General features: G+C 55.1%; 22 protein-coding genes and 1 tRNA gene. 6 read left to right on the top strand and 17 right to left on the bottom strand.

All coding sequences use genetic code 11. The features are described from left to right. The first annotated feature begins 40 nt into the window (after positions 1-40). Positions 41-117 (top strand) — tRNA-Arg (locus ACTG3X_RS03320). Positions 118-574: 457 nt separating this feature from the next. Here ACTG3X_RS03320 and ACTG3X_RS03315 read toward each other — a convergent pair. The 5 genes from ACTG3X_RS03315 to ACTG3X_RS03295 all read right to left on the bottom strand — a co-directional run bounded on the left by ACTG3X_RS03315 (position 575) and on the right by ACTG3X_RS03295 (position 4,238). Then, entirely contained in the window at positions 575-1,108 is a 534-nt protein-coding gene (locus tag ACTG3X_RS03315) for a hypothetical protein (RefSeq protein ID WP_439109814.1), read from the bottom strand. 468 nt (positions 1,109-1,576) lie between these two features. Then, positions 1,577-1,996, bottom strand: coding sequence for a helix-turn-helix domain-containing protein (locus tag ACTG3X_RS03310; protein ID WP_439109813.1), 420 nt, complete (start codon positions 1,994-1,996; stop codon positions 1,577-1,579). A gap of 129 nt (positions 1,997-2,125) precedes the next feature. Then, positions 2,126-2,416 (bottom strand): winged helix domain-containing protein, encoded by a 291-nt coding sequence (locus ACTG3X_RS03305; RefSeq protein WP_439109812.1) that lies wholly within the window; start codon positions 2,414-2,416, stop codon positions 2,126-2,128. A 99-nt stretch (positions 2,417-2,515) separates the two neighbouring features. Then, positions 2,516-2,701 carry a helix-turn-helix transcriptional regulator gene (locus tag ACTG3X_RS03300; RefSeq protein WP_439109811.1) on the bottom strand — a complete coding sequence of 62 codons (186 nt, stop codon included), beginning with the start codon at positions 2,699-2,701 and terminating at the stop codon, positions 2,516-2,518. A 298-nt stretch (positions 2,702-2,999) separates the two neighbouring features. Then, positions 3,000-4,238: a tyrosine-type recombinase/integrase gene (locus tag ACTG3X_RS03295; RefSeq protein WP_439109810.1), complete on the bottom strand. Its 1,239-nt coding sequence runs from the start codon at positions 4,236-4,238 to the stop codon at positions 3,000-3,002. A 303-nt stretch (positions 4,239-4,541) separates the two neighbouring features. On the opposite strand from ACTG3X_RS03295, the gene ACTG3X_RS03290 reads away from it, so the two are divergent. The 3 genes from ACTG3X_RS03290 (at position 4,542) to ACTG3X_RS03280 (ending at position 8,330) form a co-directional block, all read left to right on the top strand. Further along, the gene (locus ACTG3X_RS03290; protein WP_439109809.1) at positions 4,542-6,206 is read left to right on the top strand and encodes a phosphoethanolamine transferase; all 1,665 of its coding nucleotides are present in this window, start codon (positions 4,542-4,544) and stop codon (positions 6,204-6,206) included. Positions 6,207-6,315: 109 nt separating this feature from the next. Further along, positions 6,316-6,972 (top strand): response regulator transcription factor, encoded by a 657-nt coding sequence (locus ACTG3X_RS03285; RefSeq protein WP_439109808.1) that lies wholly within the window; start codon positions 6,316-6,318, stop codon positions 6,970-6,972. Further along, positions 6,969-8,330 (top strand): sensor histidine kinase, encoded by a 1,362-nt coding sequence (locus ACTG3X_RS03280; RefSeq protein ID WP_439109807.1) that lies wholly within the window; start codon positions 6,969-6,971, stop codon positions 8,328-8,330. Before ACTG3X_RS03285 ends, ACTG3X_RS03280 begins: the two co-directional genes overlap by 4 nt. A gap of 22 nt (positions 8,331-8,352) precedes the next feature. On the opposite strand, the gene ACTG3X_RS03275 is transcribed toward ACTG3X_RS03280, so the two are convergent. Continuing rightward, complete coding sequence (locus tag ACTG3X_RS03275; protein ID WP_439109806.1) at positions 8,353-8,949, bottom strand: TetR/AcrR family transcriptional regulator; 597 nt, start codon at positions 8,947-8,949, stop codon at positions 8,353-8,355. Between the two features lie 115 nt (positions 8,950-9,064). Here ACTG3X_RS03275 and ACTG3X_RS03270 point away from each other — a divergent pair, with 115 nt between their 5' ends. Together ACTG3X_RS03270 and ACTG3X_RS03265 are read left to right on the top strand one after the other, a co-directional pair. Then, on the top strand, positions 9,065-10,141 hold the full coding sequence (locus ACTG3X_RS03270; protein WP_439109805.1) for an efflux RND transporter periplasmic adaptor subunit: 1,077 nt from the start codon (positions 9,065-9,067) through the stop codon (positions 10,139-10,141). A 4-nt stretch (positions 10,142-10,145) separates the two neighbouring features. Continuing rightward, the gene (locus ACTG3X_RS03265) at positions 10,146-13,217 is read left to right on the top strand and encodes an efflux RND transporter permease subunit (RefSeq protein ID WP_439109804.1); all 3,072 of its coding nucleotides are present in this window, start codon (positions 10,146-10,148) and stop codon (positions 13,215-13,217) included. Positions 13,218-13,258: 41 nt separating this feature from the next. Here the strand turns inward: ACTG3X_RS03265 and ACTG3X_RS03260 are convergent, their stop codons facing one another. From ACTG3X_RS03260 to ACTG3X_RS03210, 11 genes are all read right to left on the bottom strand, one after another. Further along, positions 13,259-16,381 carry an efflux RND transporter permease subunit gene (locus ACTG3X_RS03260; protein ID WP_439109803.1) on the bottom strand — a complete coding sequence of 1,041 codons (3,123 nt, stop codon included), beginning with the start codon at positions 16,379-16,381 and terminating at the stop codon, positions 13,259-13,261. Then, the gene (locus ACTG3X_RS03255; protein WP_439109802.1) at positions 16,378-17,487 is read right to left on the bottom strand and encodes an efflux RND transporter periplasmic adaptor subunit; all 1,110 of its coding nucleotides are present in this window, start codon (positions 17,485-17,487) and stop codon (positions 16,378-16,380) included. Before ACTG3X_RS03255 ends, ACTG3X_RS03260 begins: the two co-directional genes overlap by 4 nt. After that, positions 17,484-17,996: a GbsR/MarR family transcriptional regulator gene (locus tag ACTG3X_RS03250; protein ID WP_439109801.1), complete on the bottom strand. Its 513-nt coding sequence runs from the start codon at positions 17,994-17,996 to the stop codon at positions 17,484-17,486. The genes ACTG3X_RS03255 and ACTG3X_RS03250 overlap by 4 nt, the downstream gene beginning before the upstream one ends. Positions 17,997-18,099: 103 nt before the next feature. Further along, entirely contained in the window at positions 18,100-19,125 is a 1,026-nt protein-coding gene (locus ACTG3X_RS03245; protein ID WP_439109800.1) for a histone deacetylase family protein, read from the bottom strand. Positions 19,126-19,176: 51 nt separating this feature from the next. Beyond that, on the bottom strand, positions 19,177-20,103 hold the full coding sequence (locus ACTG3X_RS03240; protein WP_439109799.1) for a 3-keto-5-aminohexanoate cleavage protein: 927 nt from the start codon (positions 20,101-20,103) through the stop codon (positions 19,177-19,179). Between the two features lie 9 nt (positions 20,104-20,112). Next, positions 20,113-21,450, bottom strand: a complete 1,338-nt coding sequence (locus ACTG3X_RS03235; RefSeq protein ID WP_439109798.1) for an aminotransferase family protein — start codon at positions 21,448-21,450, stop codon at positions 20,113-20,115. Positions 21,451-21,461: 11 nt separating this feature from the next. After that, a complete protein-coding gene (locus ACTG3X_RS03230; RefSeq protein ID WP_439109797.1) occupies positions 21,462-22,223 on the bottom strand; it encodes an amino acid ABC transporter ATP-binding protein in 762 nt (253 codons plus the stop codon). A 16-nt stretch (positions 22,224-22,239) separates the two neighbouring features. Further along, positions 22,240-22,896: an amino acid ABC transporter permease gene (locus ACTG3X_RS03225; RefSeq protein WP_439109796.1), complete on the bottom strand. Its 657-nt coding sequence runs from the start codon at positions 22,894-22,896 to the stop codon at positions 22,240-22,242. Between the two features lie 30 nt (positions 22,897-22,926). After that, a complete protein-coding gene (locus ACTG3X_RS03220; RefSeq protein WP_439109795.1) occupies positions 22,927-23,574 on the bottom strand; it encodes an amino acid ABC transporter permease in 648 nt (215 codons plus the stop codon). A gap of 12 nt (positions 23,575-23,586) precedes the next feature. Continuing rightward, positions 23,587-24,378 (bottom strand): creatininase family protein, encoded by a 792-nt coding sequence (locus ACTG3X_RS03215; RefSeq protein ID WP_439109794.1) that lies wholly within the window; start codon positions 24,376-24,378, stop codon positions 23,587-23,589. Positions 24,379-24,443: 65 nt separating this feature from the next. Continuing rightward, positions 24,444-25,232, bottom strand: a complete 789-nt coding sequence (locus ACTG3X_RS03210) for a transporter substrate-binding domain-containing protein (protein ID WP_439109793.1) — start codon at positions 25,230-25,232, stop codon at positions 24,444-24,446. Positions 25,233-25,344: the final 112 nt, after the last annotated feature.

The raw sequence follows: 25,344 nt of genomic DNA, 5'->3' as shown, positions 1-25,344 counted from the left end.
CTTGCAAAGCCCCAGCGCAAGGCTTAATCCCCACCCTCACGGACCGATAGCTCAGCTGGATAGAGTACCTGACTACGAATCAGGGGGTCGGGGGTTCGAATCCTCCTCGGTCCGCCACTTCCCCTTATTTTATTGAATAAAAACAATAATTTAGCGGATTTGCGGATTTTGCGTCCCCCAATATATCCCCCAATTTGATTTTGATGGTCTGCACCTAAAGCGGAAAAATGCCCCGAACTGCACGCGCAAGAAACTCGCTGGTATGTGCGGTTCCAGCATGGGCGCGCTGAACTTTTAGCCTGCCCCCCGCATAGCCATGAAAAGCGCCGCTCAAAATTGCCGCAAGCTATCACGACACTGCCTGAGCATATCCCCAAGCGCTTTACGCTCGGCTTGAGCCGCTTGGGATCTGTCCCCATGGCGGTAGGCGGGGTTTGCCTGCCCCGTGCCATGCCCTCCCCCAGCGCCGTGCATCCGACATACGGCCCACCCCCGAACCGCTGGGCTTTTGCAGGGTTTGCCCGTTCTTTTGCTATGAGCGCGGCAACGCTTGGCTAAGTGCATGGGGTTGGCGTCATGTTTTTGCATCTACCCGCCCCCCGTGGCTCACCTCGCCAACGATAGCCTGCCCACCGCTTTCAACCGTCACGCGTTCGACTCGCACCACTTGCTTGCCGCCGTGGCGATAGCGCTTCAGGGTTTCCATTTGAGCGCTGAAGGTGCGGGCCAGCTTGTTCAAGGCCCGCTCGGCTGCATCCTGTTGCCGTATGTTGTCGCAATGGTTCAAGCGTCGCGCCATTTGGAAGGTGTGTTGATGTATCGCAGCCATTTGGGCCAGCAAGAGCGCCTCGGCTGGATCGCGTGGTTCCATGGCGTCGACAAAGCCTAGAACCGCATTGGTGGCGTCTGCGTCGGTAGCTTTAGTGTATGCCCCAAGCAAAGCCGCTTGGCCGACCAGCGCGCTAAAGGTAGCTGTGTTGCCCGTGGCTTCTATCAAGCGTTTGCAATCACCTTCCATTCCTATGGATAGCTTGCCGCCATGCTCGCCACCTATGAAGGAAACCGAAGGCGGCTTGCGGGTCTCTGTCTTGGCTGGGTTGTTTGTCATGGGCTTACCTTTCAAACGTCTGTGAAGGGGTGGGGGTGGCTCAAAGTCTGAGCGCTTCGCATTGGGAACCGACGGGGGGAGCCAAAAACGCTCATCCACAATTGGGAGATTTGCGCAGGCTGCTATCGATCGACTTGGCCTTGCTTATCACCACAAGAGATAGGCAGGCCCGTTTGACCAAAACCCAGCGCAATTTTGCGAGTGCGATAAACGCGCTGTGTGAGGTTTATGCGCCTCTCTCTGCACGCTCGCACTGCCACCCTTTCAACCCGTCGATACAAAGCGCAAAACACTTCGCCAGATGCCCAAATATTCGCACATTCCAGAGCCTCTGTCCAAGGTGCGCGTTAGCCCTTGAGAGCTGGTATATTAGTGATACGCCTGAGAACCCGTCGCAAAAATCCAGCGCGTTCCTGACGGGTGCTAACGTGAACCTGCCAAGTGCGCGCTGGTGTTGTAGCGGCCCCGTCAGTTATTTGACGGGTCCGAGTTAGAACCGTGTTTTGTTTTTGCAGGCGGCTTCCATAGCCTGAAGTCAAAGGTTGCGGGGTCTTTGCCTTGAAACTTGTTTCGGGGCTTTGTTGTTAGCCGCCAATCGTGTGCGCGGCGCGAATACCAGTTGCCCTGCGTCTCCAAAACAAGGAACCCCTTTTCAGCCAGCTCGACATAGGCACGTTGCACAGTTGCCTTACCCAAGCCCAAGATCTCGGCTGCCTCGTTTAACGACAAGTGCAGCCTGCCATTGTTGCCACCGCTGTAACGGGTGTGAAGCTCTAACCAGACTTTGACCGCGGCCCCAGAAAGGGACCGCCATGCAGGCGAACGTAGCTGCGCATATGGGAGGGCTGTATATTGCTCTTTATCAGGTGTCCGCTTGCTCTTACCCATGCAGCTTTGCCTCCCAGCGGGCTTCTAAGGCCCTTGTGCGTGCGATAGGTTCGGGAAAGCCGTGCTTGCGCATGATCTGCTGTATCATCGCTGATAAAGGCGCTGGGTGCGCTCTGTGGCGCGCCCCAATCATTGCTTCACCTTTGCACAATTATGGCCAAGGCTTACAGCGCTGCGCAGCCTGTAGCGCGCATGAATCCCAGGATACGGCCCGTCGTGCTGCTCCATTTCGGTATCGATTGTGAAACCCATTTTGCGCAGTGAGTGGACATAGGCCGCAAGCCGCAAAGCGGGATGCTCAAGAGACGTTATGCCCCTGCCCTTGGCTTCTAAAAGAGCGTGCATGGTTTGACCAATTCGGCCCGAAAGCGAGATATAGCGGGGGCGTTCGCCGCCCTTCAAAGTGACGTCGATATTCATGATTTACCTCATGGAAAAATGAGGCGCGATGCGTTAGGACTTATGTTGTGTAGACTACCCCAGCGCCCGCGACCTCGTTACAGGGGAGCGGGTGTTGGTTTATCTAGCCATTTGTCCTGTATTGGGACGGCTAGACAGCCATTCTTGCAGGTCGGCTTCACGCCATCCGACTGCACGCTTTCCAAGCTTCACGGGCCTTGGAAATGCCCCATCAGCGATTTGAGCATATATCGTGGAACGGGAAAGGCCCGTTGCCTGTTTTACATCGTTTAACCTGAAAATCATTACTGCTGCTTTCCTTCATATTTGCAAAACGCGTTCATTTCACACTCTTTCGGAAGTAACTGGTAAGCGCAAAAGGGCCACACACTTTTTTCCCGCTTTCGTCGATTCCAGTGTTTGCCCACTGGGCCGACATTTGCGTTTTAGCATCTGTCGTCCGACATTGATTGCCTACGTCCTTGAGCAACCATAGTGATACTATAACTTGAGCACCCCCAAAATCGGCACCCATAAAAACGCATGAAAATACAACGAGTTAAAATTTATATCGAAAGCGCTCAGATTTGAACGGTCAGCAAGACTATCGGACACCAGCTCCCAACGTTGCAATTCTCGTCACACTAGAATCTTGCGATGAAACATAGCCCGCCCAACGCTCCATAAGCGCCCGCCGTTTTTCAAACAGATCAGACCGCGCATAAGCGGCCTCGGCTTTATTCTGGATAGTGTGAGCAAGCGCCGCCTCTGAAACCTCACGCGGCGTCGTTGTGCGTTCCTGACACCACGTCTTGAATGAGGTGCGAAAGCCGTGAACGTCCACGGCATAGCCCAACTCTTTCACCAGCTTAGATAGGGTCATATCTGAGAGCGCCTTGCCTGTGACGCTCGGAAAAACCAGCCCTGTTCCATCCCCCAGCGCCCTCGCGGCTTCCAGCACTTCCAAAGCACGGCCAGACAGGGGGACGCGGTGTTCTTTGTTGGCCTTCATGCGCTGAGCGGGGATTGTCCACTCAGCATTTTCGAGATCGATCTCGGACCAATCAGCCAAGCGCGCCTCGCCAGAGCGGCAAGCCGTCAGCACGACAAACTCAAGTGCCAGCTTTGTGGCGTCATATGCACGGGATGCTCGGACCACCTCAAGACAGCCCGAAACCTCGCCATATGGAAGCGACTTGCGGTGTTTGACAGGTTGCTTTTGCTTTGGAAGCGCTTGGGAAATGGCCTCGGCTGGATTGTCTTGTCGCCAGCCGTTCGCCACGGCCCACTTCATAACCGTGCCAATGCGCTGGCGAACCCGCTTTGCCGTCTCTGGCTTCTCTAGCCATATGGGCTGCAAAACGGCCAGCACATCTGCTGTTGTCACCTCTGAGACCTTGAGCTTGCCCATACGGGGGAAAGTGTAGGTTTCGAGCGTGGCGAGGAATTGCGCCGCGTGTTTCTTGTTGCGCCAGTTAGGTTCGTGGATCTTGTGGACCTTGCGCGCCGCTTCCTCAAAAGTCAGTAGCGCCTTGGCCGTGCGCTTGATCTGCAAAGGGTCGCCACCAGAGCGGGCCAGTTTGCGATTTTCGAGAGCTTGCTCTCTTGCATCAGCCAGCGACACCAAAGAAGCCGCGCCCAATCCAATCTCGCTGCGCTTACCGCGTATCATGATGCGCTGGACCCAACGCTTTGCGCCCGACGCGTCCACCTTTAGAAACAGACCGTGACCATCCGTATACTTACCTTGCTTGGAAACGGTTCGGACAAAAGCCGCTGATAGCGCCTTTTCAGGCCGCTTCTTAGGTTCGGTTCCTTCATTCCGAGAAATTGCGTCCGCCATTCCGTCCCCCAATATTAGTAGGAATATGGAGGACAGCGCTGGACTAATCAAGACATAAAACCCTTATAAATATGGGAATTTAATGCTTTTCTGGACACTCTCGGAAGTCTATTTAGCAGATCCTCGGTCCGCCACTTCCCCCCTAAATTCCCAATTCATAGTATTTAAATCCGCGTTTGGCGTGCTGTGTTGTGCGTCGGTTTCTGATTTGGAAGTCCACAAACTTGAACAGGCGCGAAACCGTAAGGTTGGCGTAAGGTTGCTATGGTGAAGACCGCTCAAACAAGAGCGAAGATCAGAACCATGACACCCTATCAAACCATCAAAGCCCCCCTCCTTCGATTTCGGAGCGCATTCCAGCTTTCGCCTTTCGGGCTGGCCGTGCTGACAATTGCCTACATTTTTTGCGCCAGCAACGCGACTTTCTGGTCGATCGGTGCAGAGGTTTTTACGGGGCACATTGTATCATTCACAGCCTTTGTGGCCGCTATTTTTCTGCTGACACTGGCGTTTTTCAGCCTCTTTGCCTTCCCTTGGACGGCGAAGCCCTTTCTCATCTCCATGATCATGCTGAGCGCTGTGACATCATATTACATGGATACGCTCGGTGTGGTGATCGACCGCGACATGATCCAGAATGTGATGGTGACAACGATAACCGAGTCAAAGCATTTGTTGACGGTCGGGTTTGTCAGCCATGTTTTCATATTCGGGGTCATTCCATCCGCAGCTCTTGCGCTTGTCCGGATGAAACGGTTCGGCCCCTTCAGAACACTCGCAACGCCGTTTGTTGTGACCACCTTAAGCCTCGCGCTCAGTGCCGGCCTACTCATGTCCGATCTGAAGTCATATTCCTCGATTTTGCGCGAACGCAAAGATTACATGAGCAGCTTTCAGCCCGGCGCGCCGATTGTCGGGGCCGTACGCTTTGCAAAAATGATGAGGCGCTCAGCCAACATTAAAGTGGTCGCCGTTGGCGAAGATGCAAAAAAGGGAGCCGCTTATGGGGGCCAGAAGAAACCGCTACTGACCATTGTGGTGGCTGGTGAAACGGCTCGCTCACAGAATTTCAGTCTGAACGGATACGCGGTTGAGACAAACCCAAAGCTCGCCGCCTTGCCGGTTATCAGCTTTTCCGATGTGAATTCCTGTGGCACCGCAACAGCTACATCCCTTCCCTGTATGTTTTCGAAATTTGATCGCAGCTCATACTCTTTTGAGAAGGGCATATCGCATCATAGTGTTCTGGATGTGCTCGACCATGCCGGGCTTCATGTGGAATGGTGGGACAACAACACAGGTGACAAGAGCATCGCTGCGCGTTTGCCCAAACGGTCTTTCACCCATATTGAAGATACCGCGTTTTGTGACGGAGGCGAATGTATAGACGGCGTTTTCCTTCAGGCGCTGAAAGACTATGCTGCCACGATCACGCAAGATACAGTGCTGGTGCTCCACCAGATCGGAAGCCACGGGCCAACATATTACCTACGCTATCCGCCCGAATTTGAACGCTTCAAGCCGGCGTGCCGTACCGCCGAATTTAAGAACTGCACACCTGCCGAGATCACAAATGCTTATGACAACACGATTGCTTACACAGATGAAGTACTGGCCGAAACGATAGGCTTTCTGAACGCCCAAGAGAACCTTTCAACCGCCTTGCTCTATGTGTCAGATCACGGTGAATCTCTGGGCGAAGGCGGGCTATATCTTCATGGCTCACCATACTTCATGGCCCCAGAATACCAAACCAAGGTTCCGATGATCTTATGGATGTCAGAAACGTTCAAAACCCAGTTTGGCATAAACACTGGCTGCCTGAGCGACAAAGCGAAAAGCGCGCTGTCTCATGATAATTTGTTCCATTCTCTTCTCGGGATGCTGGATATCGAGACAGAGGCGCGCGACCCAAGCCTTGATCTTTTTGCCACCTGCCGTGAGCCTGCAAGGCTAGCGCAGAACTAGACGCAACAAGCCCGCCCCCTTAAGCCTCTTTTGGGGTGCCGTATGTCTGGCATCCCGCCCCATTTCATATATGCTTCCGATAAGCATACCACAAAGGCACAGGCCTCTCATGCGCATCTTGTTGATTGAAGACGAAGCAGCACTCGCGCGCCCATTGCGTGAGCATTTGGAAGCGGAGCATCACATTGTCGAGTGGTTCACCACACTGGATGAAGCCCTCAGTGCCATTCTGACGCTGGAGTACGACATTATTTTACTCGACCTGCAACTGCCCGATGGCGACGGCCTTTCGCTTCTGAGTAAGGTACGGGATCGGCACATCAGAACACCCGTCATCATCCTGACTGCGCGCGACAAGGTGTCTGACAGGATTGACGGATTGAACCGTGGTGCAGACGACTATGTCATCAAACCCTTTGATCTGAACGAAGTGACAGCCCGCATTCATACGGTGTGTCGGCGCAGTACAGACCAGCTGACCCAGACAAGCTTGGTGCGTGATCTCAGCATTTGCCTGGCCGATCGCAGCGTGAGCCGCCAAGGACGGGATATTCGCCTCACCTCAAAAGAGTGGAGTGTTTTGGAAGTGCTTTTACGCCGCCCCTCAAAAATTGTGCCCAAGGAAAGCCTGGAAGCTGCTGTCTACGCCTTCGGAGACGAAGTCGAAAGCAACGCACTTGAGGCCCATATCAGCCGCCTACGCGCGAAACTGGGCAAAGACCTGATCGTCACGCATCGCGGTTTGGGTTACCTGCTACAACCATGAAGACCCGCCCCGATAGCCTGTTGAACACACTCTTTCGCGCCCTGCTCCTGCCAGGAATTGTGGCGGCGGCTCTGGGTGTGGCTCTTATCGTCAATCTGGCGAAAAACGAATATGATGAGCTTCAGGATATGTCTGCAGTCACGAGAGCACATTTGCTTTTGGAAGTCCTCCGCGCCCAAAGCAAACTCGGCGACCTGTCTGATATGCCGCCAGACTTCAACCCGCTCTCATTTGAGCTTGGCTTGCTCAGCTCCGACGAGAGAACGTCTTTTTGGGTTCTGGATGGACAAGGCCAAATCATTTTACGCTCAGATCAAGCCGACGACGCTCTACTTGCGGCAAGCTTAAGCGGCAAGATCGTGACAGCGTCCAAGCATAGGATCACACACGTCAGCTCGAAGGACGCCTCCCTGAGCGTTGTGACCGCAACCCCGCTGGTCGAACGCAACGAAGCCATCTTGGATGTGATGATTGGCGTGATATCCGGCTTTATATTGCTCGGTCTTTTTGTGGCATTTGCGGCGTATCGGGCGTTGCGCCGCTCGGCCGCTGTGATCATCGATCTGAGCGCGGATATTGAACGGAAAGGCGCACATGACCTGTCGCCGATAGACCGGAAAAACACATTCGCAGAGATCTCTCCCGCCATCGACACGATAGATACGCTGATGTCGCGACTGGATACCGCGCTGAAAGCTGAGCAGGCCTTTGCAACCAATGCAGCGCATGAGCTGCGCACACCTGTGGCGATCTGCGTTGCACATGTTCAGCGTTTGCAGGCAAAGCTGCGCGACCCTGACGCCGCCGAGAGCGCCGCAGAAATCGAGCACGGCCTGAAACGCCTCACACGGCTTATAGAGAGGCTGCTGCAAATGTCGCGTGCACAATCTGGCTTGGGTGTCAGCGAAGAAGCGTCGGACATAACACCAGTCGTTACGCTCCTGCTTCGCGAGCTTAAAGAACGCGCAGGAGCGACTGAAGCGCTTGTCATTCATCCGCCAGAGGGCATCTGGATGAGCAATGTCGATCCTGACGCCCTCGGAATTATCTTGAACAACCTTTTTGACAACGCCCTCAAACACGCCACGGTGCATACACCCATCACGGTGGATGCAAGCCAAACGGGGCACATTATTGTCTCGAACGATTGCCAGCCTCTTTCCGCAAGCGCACTGGACACGATCAAGCAGCGGTTCGCCAGAAACTCGCCACTGTCAGAGGGGTTTGGCATTGGCCTATCAATCGTTCAGGAGCTTTGCACGCAATCTGGCAGCCAGCTTCACCTGGCCTCTCCCCGAGAAGGGGAGGAGCGCGGGTTTAGCGCGACTCTGGCCTTGCCTATTTCAGAGCCACGCTAGCCCTGACACAGCGCCCAAAATGTTACACCGCGTGCATACGCAAAATTGTTTCCACAGCACGCCGCGTGCGCGTCTCAACATCTGGATAAGGGACTTTGACCACACCCAATTGAACGCGAACAAGCCCCATCCCTTCAAGCAAGCCAATCAGGTCTTCGGCAATGTCCATCGCATCAGTTGTATCTGACAGAATGCCCGCGCTTTGCGCCGCAGCAAACATCTTGGAAAAGTCACGCTGCGTTTGCCCATAGGCCGCATCAAAAAACGTCTTGCCAAGATCGGGGTTACTGCGGGCTTCCTCATGGATCACGCGCGCAAATTCGAGTGTATCAGACGCGTTAAGAAAGGTCAGAAGCTTGAGCCCATACTGGATCAGGGCCGCCTTCAGCTGAACAAGCGTTTCGGTTTGAGGGGGCACCGCTTCTCGGAACTTGGCCGCTTCGGCTTCCGTCACGCAGCGCAAAATATCTGACATGTTGCGATAGTGACGATAGATTGACGCCTTGGACACCGCCGCCTCGCGCGCCAGCAGATCTGTGGAAACGCGTTCGAACCCGTGCTCAAAGAACAACTGTCTGGCAGCGCAAAGAATGCGGTCTTGTGGTGATTGCTTGGCCATACTGTATCTGTAGTTTGATCTTGCGCGCATTAAAAGTACTAAACCGTACCGTTTTGTCTTGTCATCCAGACTGCATGCACTAGGTACGCAAGGGTACACACATAAAGGCTTGCAAATGAAACTGATCCTCTCACTCGCAGCAACGCTCGCTTTGGTGAGCCCTCTACAGGCTCAGCAAACCGAGACACTCACGCCATCAGGCGAGGTTGCGCCCATGCGCGCCGTGAAGCTGCTCCGCGCTGGTGGGGAGGCCGCACAGCTTGAGCGGGTTTTCTTCGGACAAGTTGCCGCGCGCGAAACGGTGGATCTGTCGTTCAAGGTCGGCGGTCAGCTGACGATGTTTGACGCTCAGGAAGGGCAGTTTCTGGAGGACGGTGTTGCTTTTGCAGTCCTGGATCTGGCTCCCTTTGAGCGCGCTCTTGAGCGGGCAACGCTGCAGCTTGAGCAAGCCAATCGAGACTTTGCCCGTGCCCAGACACTCGTAAAATCAAACGTAGGCTCAGAAACCCAAGCCGAAAACGCAGCAACAGCCCGCGACTTGGCAGCTGTCTCGCTCCAAGAGGCCAAAGACGCGCTTGAGGATGCAACACTCACCACGCCCTTTCGCGCGCTTGTGGCCTCGCGCCTGACACCCAACTTTGCCAATGTTGCCCCCGGGCAACCTGTTGTCCGCCTTCATGATATGTCGGAAGTGCGTGTTGAAATTGATGTCCCTGAGCGGCTGTTCCAGAGTCTTTCCAACGTGGCGGGCATCAGCTTTGTTGGCACTTCTCCATTGTTTGAGGGTGAAGTACCCTTGGCGCTGCGCGAATTTAACGCCGAAACCCAGAACATCGGCCAAAGCTACCGCGTGACGCTGGCCTTGCCATCAACCGAAGTGCCCTCCGCGATCATTCCAGGCGCTTCGATGACCGTCACGGCCCGTCTGGGATATGCCGACAGTGCCGCCATCGAACTGCCGCCCTCAGCGGTTGCTATGAACAGCGATGGCGCTCAGGTCATGGTCTACACTCCGAACGAAGGCGACGAGAACGGAACCGTAAGCTGGCAGGCCGTAGGCGTCAGCTCAAGCAATGGCACACAGATCATGGTGACAGGCCTTGAACCCAGCCAATTGATCGTGGGGGCTGGCCTGCAACAGCTGCGTGACGGTGAAACCGTGCGCCCCTTTGTTGGCATGAGTGTGGAGTAAAGCCATGAAGATCGCGCGCTTTTCCATCCAGTATCCTATCTACACGTGGCTCTTCATGCTCTTTGCTGTCTTTGGGGGCGCAATCGGTTATTTGTCTGTTGGCAAGCTTGAAGACCCCACATTTACCCTCAAGTCCGCATTGGTGATTACGCCCTACCCCGGTGCAACGGCAGCCGAAGTGGCAACCGAGCTTTCAGAAGTTCTGGAAGCTGAAATCCAGCAGATGGATGAGGTGAAAACGGTTAAGTCACGCAATACCCAAGGCAGCTCTGTTATCGAGGTTGAAGTCGAAGACCAGTTTGACGGCGATGAATTGCCCCAGATCTGGGATGATCTGCGCGACCGTGTCGAAGATGCACAACGCGCGCTGCCTGCGGGGGCTTTGCCCTCTATTGTAAACGACGACTTCGGAGATGTGTTCGGCATTCTCTACGCGGTGTCAGCACCCGGCTTTTCCGATGCCGAGATATGGGATATCGCAACCTTTATGCGGCGGGATTTGTTGACCGTTGAGGGGGTTGCCAATGTAGAAATCAAGGGCCTTCCTGAAGAAGCGATCTTTGTTGAACCATCCTCTCAAATTGTCTCCTCTCTAGGCATAGATCCTGGGCTGATTATCGGAGCGATCAGCGCGTCAACCGCGATCAACCCCACAGGTTTTGTGAACAACGGCAGCGCCAACTTGCGCATCGAAGGGCCTTCGGCCGAAGATAGCGTGAGCGAGATCAGCGGTCTGACTTTCGGGTTTCAAGGGGAGGTTATGAACCTGCTCGACATCGCCGAGGTCAGCCGAGGCCGTGTGGACGACCCCGAGCATATTTTGCGCCACAATGGTCAGGAAGTGTTTACGCTCGGAATTTCGGGCTTGCTCTCTGAAAACATTGTGAGCGTTGGCCAAAGGGTTGAAGCCGAGTTGAAGGTTCTGGAGGAGTTCCTGCCTGTTGGTGTCACCGTAACACCCATCTATGAGCAACACCGCGTGGTTTCAGACGCCAATGACAGCTTCCTGATTTCACTGGCACTTTCGGTGGCTGTCGTGATCGGGGTTTTGGCTCTGTTCATGGGGCCACGTGCGGCGGTTGTTGTGGGTGTTTCTCTCTTGCTCACCGTTATGTCGACGTTCTTTTTCATGTACCTCTTTGACGTCAAGGTCGAGCGCATCAGCCTTGGCGCGCTCATCATCGCAATGGGTATGCTGGTGGACAACGGAATTGTGATTGCAGAAGGCATGCAGCAGGAAATGCGCAAAGGCCGCTCATCGCGGGATGCGGCTGACAGCGCTGCTCAAAAAACCCAGATCCCTCTTCTGGGGGCAACAGTCATCGGCATCATGGCCTTTGCGGGTATCGGCTTGTCGCCCGATGCAACCGGTGAATTCATGTTCTCTCTCTTTGCCGTCATCGCGATCTCGCTTTTGCTATCGTGGTTTGTCGCAGTCACCGTGACCCCGCTTTTGGGGCATTACCTCTTCAAAACCGGTGGCTTGGTTGGCGACGACACGGGCTACAATGGCCCTGTGTTTCGAGCCTATGGCAGCTTGGTGCGCGGTGCTCTTAGGCTGCGCTGGCTCGTTATTATCGGCTTGCTCGGAACCACTGTCGCCTGTGTGATGGCCTTTGGTCAGGTGAAGCAGCAGTTCTTTCCGCCTGCAACAACGCCTTTATTTTATGTCGAGTACAAGGCAAGCCAAGGCACCGCGATTGGCGATGTATCCGCGGACCTAGCCGTCATTGAAGAGTGGTTGCTCGCGCGTGACGATGTCGAGGCTGTCACCTCAACCATAGGGCAAGGCCTCACGCGCTTCATTCTGACCTACAATCCAGCGCGCCAAGACAGCTCTTATGGCCAGCTGGTGATCCGGGCCAAGGAGGCGAGCGCAATCCCGGCTTTGCGCGCGGAGCTTGATCAATTTGGGATCAATGCCCTTCCTTGGGTAGAGCTACAAACCAAACGTATCATCTATGGGCCGCCCGTCAGCTCCGATATTGAGGCGCGCTTCTCTGGCCCCGACCCCGAGGTTCTGCGCGCTCTGGCGGCACAAGCGATAGACGTTTTGCACAATGCCACCCCGCGCCTGCATAGCGAGCACACCGACTGGCGCGAACGTGAGATTGTGACACGCCCCCTCTATGCTGAAGATCGCGCCCAAGCGGCGGGCATCGGGCGGAGTGATGTTGCCAATGCCATTGCACTCGCGACCAACGGCATCCCTGCAGGGACCTACCGCGAACGCGACCGACTGATTGATATCGTCGTGCGCACCCCCCGCAGCGAAACCGAGCGGGACGGGCAACTGCTTGACCAGATCGTCTACTCAAACGCCATTGGCGGCTACCTGCCCTTGAGCCAAGTGATTGACGGCTTCGCTGTCTTGGCGGAAGACCCCGTCATCGAGCGGCGCAACCGTGTGCCAACGATCACGGTTCAAGCCAATGTCATTGACGGGCTCACGCCACCGACTGTCTTTGCAGAAGTGCGTTCGCTCATCGAAGCGATTGAGGTTCCATCAGGCTACCGCCTTGAGTGGGGCGGAGAGTTCGAGAGCGCAGGCGAAGCGCAGGCATCTCTTGGTCGGCAAATGCCGCTGGCTTTCGGCACGATGCTTCTGATCACCCTGTTGCTCTTTGGCAAGCTACGCCAGACTGCCGTGATCTGGACGATTGTACCAATGGCTGTGAATGGCGTTGCGCTTGGGCTTCTGTTTGCCAATCTGGCTTTCAGCTTCACTGCGATGCTGGGCCTCTTGTCGCTCTCGGGGATGTTGATCAAGAATGCGATCGTTTTGGTGGAAGAGATCGACGCCCAAAAGGATGCGGGCTTGCCGCAAGATCAAGCCATTGTCACAGCCAGCGTGAGCCGTTTGCGACCCGTTGTCTTGGCCGCAGGCACAACCATTTTGGGGATGTTGCCCCTGTTGGCCGACGGGTTCTTTGCCGCGATGGCCGTCACCATCATGGGTGGTCTTGGCTTTGCATCAATCCTTACGTTGATTGGCGTTCCTGTGTTGTATCACACCTACCTCGCCAAAGAGAGGCGCGCAGATCAGCTCGCGGCGAAAGGGCTGGCGACGGCATAGTCGCCCCCTTTAACTTTCGTATTTCCAAAAGCCTTTGGCCCTTATCGGGCCAAAGGCTTTTGTCTTTGAGCGCGTGTTTCCTTGCGCTCTCCAAGGATAAGCATGGCGGGTGTGACCACCAAAGTCAGGATCGTCGCAACAACCAAGCCACCTGCGATCGCAGAAGACAGCTCTGTCCACCACTGGGTCGAAGGCGCCCCATAGACAATATCGCGGGTGAAGAAATTGAGGTTAAGGCCGATGACCATTGGCATTAGTCCAAGAGCGGTCGTGACCGATGTCAAAATGACAGGGCGCAACCGCTGCGCACCAGTTCTCAAGGCCGCCTCCAAGGGGGCTTGCCCCTGTCGCTTCAAGTCATTGTAGGTATCAATCAGAACGATGTTGTTGTTTACAACAATACCCGCCAACGCAATCACTCCGATCCCCCCCATGACAATCCCGAAGGGGCGGCCTGTGACAATCAGGCCCAGAAGCACGCCAGCAATTGAAAAGATAATCGCGCTCATAACGACGAAGGCTTGCTGAAAATTGTTAAACTGAACCAGCAAGATCACAAACATCATAAAGATCGCGGCCACAAACGCCCCGACAAGGAAGGTCATACTCTCGGCCTGATCTTCGGCCTCGCCAGCAAAGCTGAAAGACACATCATCAGGCAGCTCTGCAGCCTCCAGTGCGGCGCCAAGCGCAAGAACTTGATCGTTCACAAGAACATCTGCCGCGACGTTGGCCTCGATTGTTGTCACGCGTTTTTCATCAATCCGACGGATTATCCCCGTACGCTCGGAAGGCTCAAACGTGACAAAGTTAGAGATCGGCACAAGCCCTGAAGATGTGGGGACGCGCAGGCTTGCCAGTGCAGAGAGTGACCGCTCTTCACGAGGGAAGCGGACCCGGATATCAAGAGACCCGTCGATGTCATCGGGGCGATAATCGGCAACGGTGATACCCTGTGTGAGCAGCTGGACCGCTTGGCCCAGCAAGCTGACATCCGCTCCAAAGCGTGCCGCTTCGGCACGGTTGACCAATATCGAGACCTCAACACCCGGGACAGGGCGCGTATCAGTCACGTCGGTAAATCCGCCGAGACCATCCATGATCTCCCGAATTTGCGCGACTGCGTCGGCCTGACTTTCAGGATTGCGGGATGTCACTTGCAGGTTAACAGGCTTCCCTGCTGCGGGGCCGCCGCTCTCGGTTTGAACCTGTACATCAATGCCAGCTATATCCGCCACGCTTTCGCGAATATCATCGCCAATTTCAACAGCCGTGCGGCGGGTGTCCCAAGGCGTTAATTCCAACTGAAGCGTGCCGATGGTTTCTTCATCGCCCTGCCCTGCGCTCATCATGGAGCGCGCGTAAATGCTGGCGATTTCGTCATAGGGCAGCAAGCGGTCTTCCACCGCACGCACCAACGCATCACGCTCAAAAATTGAAAAATTGTCACGAGCGCGCACTTGGACTTGCATAAAATCTGGCTCAACGGAGGGAAAGAACGTGACGCCTTTGCCAAAGCTGCCATAGGCCCCAAAGCCGCCAAGGAGCAAAGCAACCGCCAACAAGAGTGTCGTGCCCGGGCGCAAGATCGCCCATTCCAGGACACGCAGATAGCGCCCTGTAAAGCCACCTATGGTACGCGGGTCGCCAAACTCTGCGGCGTGGAGCGCGGCCTTGGCAGCCGCCGTCTGCGGCTGACGTTTCCCGATCAACCCACCCGCCACCGGAATAAACACAAGCGCCATAAACAACGATGCAAAGAGCGTCAGGATCACCGTGATCGGCAGGAACTTCATAAACTCACCCACCATACCCTGCCAAAACAAGAGCGGAAAAAAGACACTCAGGGTCGTCGCGGTCGAAGCAATAATCGGCCAGGACATGCGCTTTGCAGCAAAGGCATATGCCTCTTTGGGGGGAGCACCTTCCTGCAGTTTTCGGTCCGCCAACTCTGTCGTGACAATGGCTCCGTCCACGAGCATCCCAACAACCAAAATCAAAGAGAAAAGCACCACAATATTCATTGTGTAGCCCATGGCCCAAAGGGCAATCACCCCAGCCAAAAAAGCGCCCGGGATAGAAAGGCCAACCAAGATAGCCGAACGCCCGCCAAGTGCCAGAACGATCACGATCATCACAAGAATAACAGCTGCAATAACGTTGGCTTCAAGATCGCTCAGCATATCTTTGACCTGCTTGCTTTGGTCTTGAAGGTAGGTGATCTCAACGTTCTCCGGCCAGTTCGGGCGCAAAGCCTCTACCCGCTCTTTTACAGCATCCACAGTTTCGATGATATTGGCGCCTGAGCGCTTGGTGATCTCCAGCGCCAAGGCCGGCTGGCCATTGATACGTGCAAATGAACTCGGGTCTTCAAACGTGCGCCTGATGGTTGCGACATCTCCGAATGTGACCACTGCATTGCCCCGTACTTTGACGGGCATAGCCATCACATCTTCCAAGTCTTCAATCAAACCAGGCACTTTAAGAACAATCCGGCCTGATCCTGTTTCGATCGCACCGGCAGCAATAAGGCGGTTGTTGCGCTGGATCTGCCCAATCAGTTCATCAAACGACAGGTTATAGGTTTGAAACACCGTTGGATCGATCAGCACCTCCAGAAATTCAAAGCGCTGGCCTCCTATTTCGGCTTCCAACACCCCCGAAAGACCTTCGATTTCGTCTTGCAGCTCTTCGGCAAGAGTGTTGAGCGTGCGCTCAGGCACCGGGCCTGACAATATCGCCGTAATAATCGGAAAGAGAGCTGTATTGATTTCGGTGATGGTGATGTCTTCGGCGTCTGCGGGCAAATCGCCTTGCGCACGATCAGCCGCTTCGCGCACTTTGTCCAAAGCTTCCTGATTGTCTCCACCTGGTATAAATTCAAGCTGGATACTGGCAAAGCCCTCGGTGGCATCTGACTTCATACTGTCCAGACCAGAGATGCTCGCGAATTCGGTTTCCATGGGCTCAAGCAGGAGGCGCTCAGCATCAGACGGGCTGATCCCATCGAGACTGGTCGAGACATAGAATAATGGCAGAGGAACCTCAGGGTTGGCCTCTTTCGGGATCGCTACATAGGCATAAGCGCCAACCGCGAGCACCATGACAAGTGCAAGTATGACGACGCGTGACCGTGAGAATGCCGCCTCGATAAGCGCATTCATTGGGTGACCTCCGCAACAGAGGGGGCAACCACCTCACCCGCATTCACATAGCCCTGCCCCACAGTGATCACATCAGCTTTTTCTGGAAGGCCCGTGACCCAAATCCCGTCAATTTGCGCTTTGACCACCTGAATTGGGAAAAACTCGACGGTGTTATCGGCGTTCACAGTTTTGACGCCAAGAGTGCCTTCCGTATTGAGGGATACGATAGACGGCGACAGGAAATGGGCCACAGTCTCGCCTGTCGGAATCAGCACTTCGGCCGAAATACCCGCAGGAATTTTGCCATCAGCATTCTCGACTTCCACTTCAGCGAGGAATGTTCTGGTTTCTGCTGCTGCGGAACTCCCGACAAAAGTAACCGTCCCCTCGCGCACTTCACCGGTGATAAACTGCACCGTGGCTGACTGCCCCACAGCAAGCCGCGTCAGCGACTGCTGTGGCACCTGAATTGCCACCGTGAGCGGGGTGATATCAACCAAACGCCCGACATTGGCCCCTGTTGAAACAAACTCTCCTTCATCCAGATCCAGCGTTTCAATGCGGCCCGCAAAAGGCGCGGTTATCGTCAAGGCATCCGCGTCGCGTTCTGCATCGGCCACCTCGGACTGCGCGGCCGCCAGTGTTGTGCGCGCCTGGATCACACGGTCGGTTGTGGCCACACCCCGTTCAAGCAGCTGTTCTGCATTCGCCAGTTCGCGCTGTGCGCGCGCCAGCTCTTCTTTGGCACGGTTCAGGTCTGCAGTGCTGCTCGTCGCATCAAAGCGGGCAATGATTGCGCCTGCAACGACGTCCTCCCCTTTGGATACAAAGACTTCTGCAATGTCGCCCGATGTCTCTGCACGCAACATCGTGTCACGATCAGGCAAGGCTTGCCCCTCAGCTTGGTAGAACTGGCCGACAGTTTCAGACACAGATGATGTCACGGCAACGGCAACAGGCATGAGCTCTTCGCGCTCTACGACAGGCGCTGCGTCTTCGGAGGGGAAGATAAAGCCGCTGCCCATCCACGCAACAATGGCGACAACCAACGCGGCAGCAATCCATGTGGAGCGGGACGCCCCTGTGTCTGAGGCGAAGGTCACTGCGTCTGGCTCTTTGGTCATTTGCTTTTATCCTTGGACGTCTGCGGCTGTTTTGAAGCGGGTTTATTCCGCGCGTTGGTCAGCTCTTGTAGGGCGACGGCAACCGCAGAATCTAAAGATGCGTAAAAATCCGCGTACTCTTTCAGTCTCTCCACGGCATCTGCATCAGAGGGAAGCGATGCTATCGTATCGGCGATGTCATCACGCGTGGATTGTGTGCGCTTCTGGATACCCTCAAGCATGGTTGCGTAAGGGTTCGGGGCGAGCTGAAAGAAATCTTGCCGCTCTCCCGGCTTGGTCATGCGCTTGATCAAGCCGCGCTCTTCAAGAAGCCGAATGCTGCTGCTGATGCTTGCGCGGCTGACCTGTAGGCGCGTAGCGAGATCTCCGAAGGACACCATCTCTCCGTCAAAAATCAGAAGCCCGAACACACGGCCAGCAATGCGCGGCAATCCTTCTGCCTGAGAAATCAGGCCCGACTTTTCAATAAAGCCACTCCTGACCGCCTCAAACGACACTTTATCTGACATCTGATACCTCGTTTTTGTTGAGGCAGATATAGACTGGCGACAGATGCAGTCAAGTTTGTTCAGTCAATACTAAACAAATCGTGATGATCTGGTCAGCTAGACGCTAAGAAGCCGCTTCATAGCCCCTCAGCGCCGATGTGAGATTGTCGCCCAACGCGTCACAGAGGTAGCCACCTTCTTGTACAAAAAGACAAGGCATCCCCAGCCCTGCTATTGCCGCCGTGATTTGGCCAAATCCACCAGTCGTGATAGCCAAGCCTTTGAACGGATCATTGACATAGGCATCAAGCCCCAGAGCCACCACAAGAACATCCGCTCCGAAGGCGTCTATGCGGTCCAGAGCCCGCTCTAATGCCTTGAGATAGGCCGCATCATCTGTGCCGCGCACCAATGGGATGTTCAGATTATAGCCAAGCCCACGCCCCTCACCGCGCTCATGCGCGTGCCCCCAAAAGAACGGATAAAAGCGTTCGGGATCTGCATGCAGAGAGACAGTTAAAACATCATCTCGGTCATAGAATATCCCTTGCGTACCGTTGCCATGATGGACATCGACGTCAAGAATTGCCGCGCGCAGACCTTTGCTACGCAGCCGCTCTGCTGCGATCGCAGAATTGTTCAGAAAACAAAACCCGCCCGCAAGATCACCGAAAGCGTGGTGTCCCGGAGGGCGGCAGAGCGCATACGCGGCGGGCTCACCCGCATGAAGCAAATCAGCACCTGTAATTGCAGATTGTGCCGACCAGTAGCTCGCATCCCAAGTTCCAGCCGCAATCGGACAGGCGGTATCGGCTTGATGAAACCCCGCTTGCCCAACTGCTGACTTTGGATAACTATCGTTGCGACTTGCGGGGTGTATATTCGGGATGACCTCGTCGCCGCCACCTTCAATTCGCATCCAGCGTGTGTGAATTGTCTGAAGAAACGTGAGATACTCGGGGGAATGCAGCGCTGCGATGGGTCCAAGCCCCGCATCTTCCGGGCTATGCATCTCGCAACCCGCCGCTTTCGCCCCCGCCAACAAACGCTCGATCCGCTCAGGCTGCTCGGGATTGGGCAGAACAGTGCCATTGGCCATAAAGTGGCGCGGCTCGTGCTTCCGTTGTCTGGCGTCGAAGATAGCTTTCATTAGACTTCTTTCTTGGTCTTGCCTGTTGGAGAGTGTGCCAAGAGGCACATATCAAATCGCGGTTCTGTCACCGCCCTTGAGATCAAGCATCACGCGCGCCTCTTGAGGTGAGGCCACGGTACGCCCCAAATCTTCAACAATGCGGCGGATCTTTACAACTTGCTCTGCGTTGGTCTTTGCCAATTGCCCCCGAGCAATCATAAGACTGTCCTCAAGGCCGACACGGACATGCCCACCCAGAATAGCAGACATGGTAATCAGTGGAATTTGATGCCGACCGGCGGCCAAGACAGAGAATTCATAATCCTGCCCAAAAAGTTTGTCGGCAATAAGCTTCATGTGAGTGAGGTTTTCAGGGTCCGGGCCAATGCCGCCCAGAACGCCAAATACAAACTGAATAAAGATTGGGCCCTGCACCAAGCCACGGTCAACAAAGTGACGCAGCATGTAGAGATGGCTCACATCGTAGCATTCAAACTCAAACCGTGCGCCGCGTTTTTCACCCATTTCATGCAGCACATGAACCATATCTCGGGGCGTATTCTTGAAAACGAGGTCGTCAGAGCCTTCAAGAAAAGGCTGCTCCCAATCATATTTCCACTCAGTGATCCGCTCGGCAGCGGGGTAAAGCGCAAAATTCATCGTGCCCATGTTTAGCGAGCACATTTCTGGCTCTGCCTGCTTGGGCGCCGCGAGGCGGGCCTCCAATGTCATCGTTGCGCTACCCCCCGTAGAGATATTGAGAACCGCATCAGAGCGCTGCTTGATCTGCGGCAGGAACGCCCCAAAATGGGCAGGGTCTGCCGAGGGTCGCCCAGTTTCGGGATCGCGGGCATGTAAATGCAAAATCGCAGCCCCTGCTTCCGCCGCACCCACAGAGTGTTCTGTGATGTCTTCTGCCGTGATAGGCAGATGGGGCGACATGGAAGGGGTGTGAATAGAGCCTGTTATCGCGCAGGTGATAATGATTTTTGACATGGGGCTGCCTTATGCTGCGCCTGAATATTCTGGAATTTCGGCCATATATTGAGCCAAAGACGCCGCAAGAATATCAGCGATGTCGTCGAGTTGGTTTTCGGTCACAATCATCGGTGGACAGACAAGGAAATGATCACCAGATGCGCCCCCACGGGTCCGCCGTGAATAAATGATGAGGCCATTGTCATAAGCGATATCAACAAGGCGTGAATGCGCATGAAGCTCGGGCGGCAAAGGCTCTTTGCTCGTGCGATCTTTCATAAGCTCAAACGCCGTCAAAAGGCCTTTGCCGCGCACATCGCCTATAAGCGGATATTGCTGCATCAGGCTTTGTAGCCGCTCGGCGAGCTTGTCGCCCATTGTCGCCGCGTTTTTCACAAGGCCAAGTGCTTCAATTTGCTCAATCACAGCACAGCCTGCCGCGCATGCAAGCGGATTACCTGCATAGGTAAAGCCGTGAATGAAGCCGCCAGAGGCCATCACCGCCTCGACGATGTCGTCTCGGGCAACCATGGCGCCAAGGGGCACATATCCACCGCCAAAGCCCTTGGACAAAGCGATCAGATCAGGTGCAACGTCCCAGTGCTCTGCCCCAAAAAAACGGCCTGTGCGCCCCCCTCCTGTCATGACTTCGTCATGAACAAGCAAGACGCCATGGCGTGTGCAAATGTCCCGTATACGCTGCATATACCCTGCTGGCGGAACAAGCGCCCCAGTGGATGCGCCTCCGATGGGTTCAACGATAAAAGCCAGCACCGTGCCCGGCCCTTCTTCAAGGATCTTCGCCTCCAGCATATCAGCATAATGCTGGCCCGTCGCCTCGTCGTTGGGGTCAAGCCCATCAAGATAGGCGCGTGGCGCAGGGATCTTGGGCATAGCTTTCATCATCGGATCAAACGGGGCTGTCATTGGGGCATATCCGGTGATCGCCAAAGCGCCGAGCGTGCAGCCATGGTAGCTTGGATAGCGCGAGATGACTTTGTAACGCTGCGCCTCTCCTTGTGTGAGCGCGTACTGTCGTGCCATTTTGAGCGCGCTTTCAACAGCCTCTGAACCTCCCGAAACAAAGAACACCTTGTTCAGCCCCTCTGGCGCAAGTGCTGCTGTCATGGACGCGAGCTTCTCGGAAGATTCCGTTTGGAAATGAAGCCGGTAGCCAAAGGTCGAGCTCTCCATTTGAGTTCGCATCGCCGCCAGAACAGCTGGGTTCGAATGGCCGATATTGCTAACCATCGCACCAGAAGAACCGTCGATGTAGCGTTTGCCATCCTGGCCCCACATGTAGATGCCTTCGGCTCGCTCAAGCAGAGGGCGCGGGGATTTGGTTTGATAAAAAAGATTGCTCATGTTGGTGGCTTTCAGCGGCTCAGGTGTTTGCGCAGGAAATTACGGGTTCGTTCTTCCTTCGGGTTTTGGAAGATCACGGACGGCGGGCCTTCTTCGACCACAACACCCTGATCCATAAACAGAACACGGTCACAGACCGATGCTGCAAAATCCATTTCATGTGTCACAATGATCATGGTCATATGCTCTTCGGCGAGCTGCTTCATGACCAGATTCACCTCTTCAACAAGCTCGGGGTCGAGCGCAGATGTCGCCTCGTCAAAGAGCATCACCTTTGGCTTCATCGCAAGCGCACGTGCAATCGCCACACGCTGCTTTTGCCCGCCTGAAAGGCGCGAGGGGAACTCGTCAATCTTTTCTGACAGCCCGACTTTGGCCAGCTGTTCCTCGGCGAGCTGGTTGGCCTCCTCCTCGGAAAGGCCTTTCAGCATCCTCGGGGCAAGGGTGATATTTCCGCGTACCGTAAGATGCGGGAACAAATTGAAATGCTGGAATACCATACCAATATCTTGGCGTACCTGATTGACGTGCGCCTCATATTGTCGATGCGGTAGTGTCTTGTTGATCTGGACACCCTCGAGCCACACTTCGCCACCTGTCAGCGGGTCAAGTTCGTTGATGGCACGCAAGAGTGTTGACTTACCCGACCCCGACGGCCCGATAATCGCAACGATCTGGCCGCGCTCCACAGTGAGGTTGATGTCTTTGAGCACTTTCAGCGCACCAAAACTCTTAGCGGCATTCTTGATAGTGACGAAGGCTTTGTCAGTCATGTGATGTCTCCCAGTCTCAACGCGACGCAGCAATGCGGCGTTCAAGACGGCGCAAGCCCGCCTCTAGCGCGAGGTTGATGATGTAGTAGCAAAATGCTGCCGCGAGATAGAACTCAAAGGGGCGATACGTGCGGCTGATCGCTTGCTGCGCAGCCAGTGTGAGCTCCATAACGCCTATCACCGAAACCAACGCAGAGTCCTTCAAAAGCGCGATCATATTATTGCCCATAGGCGGGATGACCGCGCGTACAGCCTGAGGAATAATGATGCGGCGCAGCGTTTGCCCCCGCGAGAGACCAAGGGTCCGCGCGCCCTCATACTGGCCTTTATCAACCGACAAAATCGAGGCTTGGATCAACTCCGAATTATACACTGCAAAATGAAGCCCGAGGCCTATAACGCCGGCCACAAAAGCAGGCAGGTCAATACCTATCTCGATAAGGCCAAAGTAAATCAGGAAAAGCTGCAACAAGAGTGGCGTCCCCATAAACAGGAATGCAAACGCTCGCATCGGCAGCCGCAGCGACCAGTGCCCGTAGAGCGCGACAACAGCAAAGACGATCCCACCGAAGAAGCTCAAAATGCCCGCGCAAATTGTGATGGCAGCGGTCCAACCTGCGCCCATGAGAAGGATGCCGAAAAAGCTCGGTACCACTGTGAAATCAAGCCCCATAGCGGCTACTCCTTATGTGGTGCATAGCAATCATACGATCCGCGCCCGACGGTCCAGCCAGCTGATGCCTTGGCCCACAGCATAGATAATGATCATGTAAAGAAGGCCCGAGAGCAGAAACATTTCAAACGGCTTATACGTCGAACCGATAAATCTCTGCGCGGTATACGTCAGCTCGACAACAGAGATCGGCGCAACTAGCGCTGTCCCTTTGATCAATGCATTGATGTTCACGCCCAAGGGCCGGATCATCATCCGTGCAGCCTGTGGCAGAATAACTTTTCGCATTGTTTCCCAGCGGCTCAAGCCGAGGGTGCGGGCGGCTTCGGTCTGGCCTTTATCGACCGACACAATCGCGCCGCGTATCGTTTCTGTCATGTAGGCCCCGATGTTGACGCCAAGTGCAATTGTCCCCGCCGAGAAACTATCAAGCTGAATGCCAACTTGGGGGCCTCCAAAGTAGAGGATGAAAACCTGAATCAACGCAGGGGTGCCGCGAAACACACTGACATAGACCGCCGCGGCCCAGCGCAATGGAGCCAAGCGCGACAGGCGCGCAGCAGCGCCCAAAGAGCCGCAGGCAAGGCCCAGCAGAGCCGTGAGAACCGACAGCTGAATCGTGACCCAAGCCGCTTCAAGGAAAAAGGGATAAACCCGCAAAATCAGATCAGTGTCCACGACGCCGCCCTTTCAATGGTGATCTTTGCGCGGCAAGATCGGCAGCGCGCGGATTTCGTGGACAAGGGCAGTGGTCTCTTCGATCGCAGCCTCCAAAAACAGTCTGCCTGTTTCAGGGTCTGCCACTGTCGGATCGCCCATCGTCCCGTCAGGGGAAACTTCAGACCACCAGCGCATCAACATCGCGCCTCCGCCGCCGCCTGCAAGGTCAAGGTTGAAAAACTGACTGTCAGGATTGTGACTGTTTTGAGTGCTGGCCTTCTCGATAGTCACACGCTCTGGATGCAAGTGCATGTACATCGCGGCTTCAAATTCTCCTGCGTGCGCGATACCGCCAATGTCGGACTTACGTATCTCATTGATGCGCGCTGACATCAGGTTCCAATAGGAGGCTGAGACACAGATAATGCCTGTCTCGATAACAGTTTTACGTGCGGCCAGATCCAGCACGGGGTGGTTGGAGCCGTGCGAATTGAGAAGCAGGATACGCCGAAACCCGTGATACGCGAGCGACTTCGTGATGTCGGTCACAAAGGCCAGCAGCGTCTCAGGCTGGATCCAGATCACACCGGGGAAATCTTTGTGATGTTCGTTAAAACCGTAGGGCACAGGCGGCATAACAAACACAGCCTCGGGCGCAGCTTTGGCCACACCTTCGGCCACGGCCATACCAAGTACTGTGTCTGTATCCAGCGGCATATGCGGACCATGATCTTCGGTTGCGGATACATTAAGGATCACAACGCGGTCCTTGTCTGCGTCGCGCACCTCTTCCCAAGTCAGATGTCCATAGGTGGTTGTCACGCTGAAAGCCTCACGATCAAGTTGGAATGTGCGCCTGCCGAGGCTTGCCCCCGGCAGGCAGGCGTTTAGCGGATATCGCCACCAACCCATTCCTCGGCAATCGCGAGGTATGTGCCGTCTTCCATCATATCATCGAGGGCTTTTTGCATCGCTGCTGCCAGCTCGGGATTGTTTTCGCGGATCGCAATGCCCGCACCGATTGGCTCGGCCGACGGGTCGTTTACGATCGCCAGATCATACTGCCCCGCCTTCATCGCCAAGATCACAGGAATGGAGTCATTCACGATTGCATCAACGCGACCATTCTGAAGCTCAAGAAGCAACTCGGGCAGCCCTTTGTATGTGTTGATGTTGTAACCCTGCTCGCGCGCCCACTCTTCGTGGGTCTCGCCAAGTGTCACCCCAACTTTCGCATCATCCAATTGTTCTACAGTCGTAATGTCCGACCCTGCTTTCGTGAAAATGGCGCGCTTGGTGCTGTAATACGGGCCAACAAAGTCGATAACTTTGTCACGTTCTTCCGTGATCGACATGGAGCCAACAACAGCGTCATACTTTTGGGCAAGCAAGCCGCCGATAATGCCGTCCCAGGCTGTTGTCACAACCTTCACTTCAAGGCCCATGCGCTTGGCGATTTCTGTGCCGATGGCCGGGTCAAAGCCGACAACTTCGTTTTGCTCGTTCACAAAGTTGAACGGCGGGTACTGTCCGCTCATCGCGATGGACAGGACACCGCGCTCTTTGATCTCGGCAAGTTCGTCTGCACTGGAAGCTTGTGGCGCAAAGCTCAAACCGACCATGGCAACGGCCCCCATGAGCATGTGGCGGCGGAGTAGTGTGAATGAGTTTTTCATATTTTTTCCCTGTTGTTGATTGTGCCTTCTATGAGAAGCGCGAGCTGAGTCGCCGCCCAGAGACACCGTAATCGAAAGGTTGCGCCGCATTCTCTCATAGGGCAAATAGATA

Source organism: Lentibacter sp. (assembly GCF_965658795.1).
GTDB lineage: Bacteria > Pseudomonadota > Alphaproteobacteria > Rhodobacterales > Rhodobacteraceae > Lentibacter.
The sequence above is the reverse complement of the archived record's forward strand: the minus strand, read 5'-3'. Positions and strand labels throughout refer to the sequence as shown.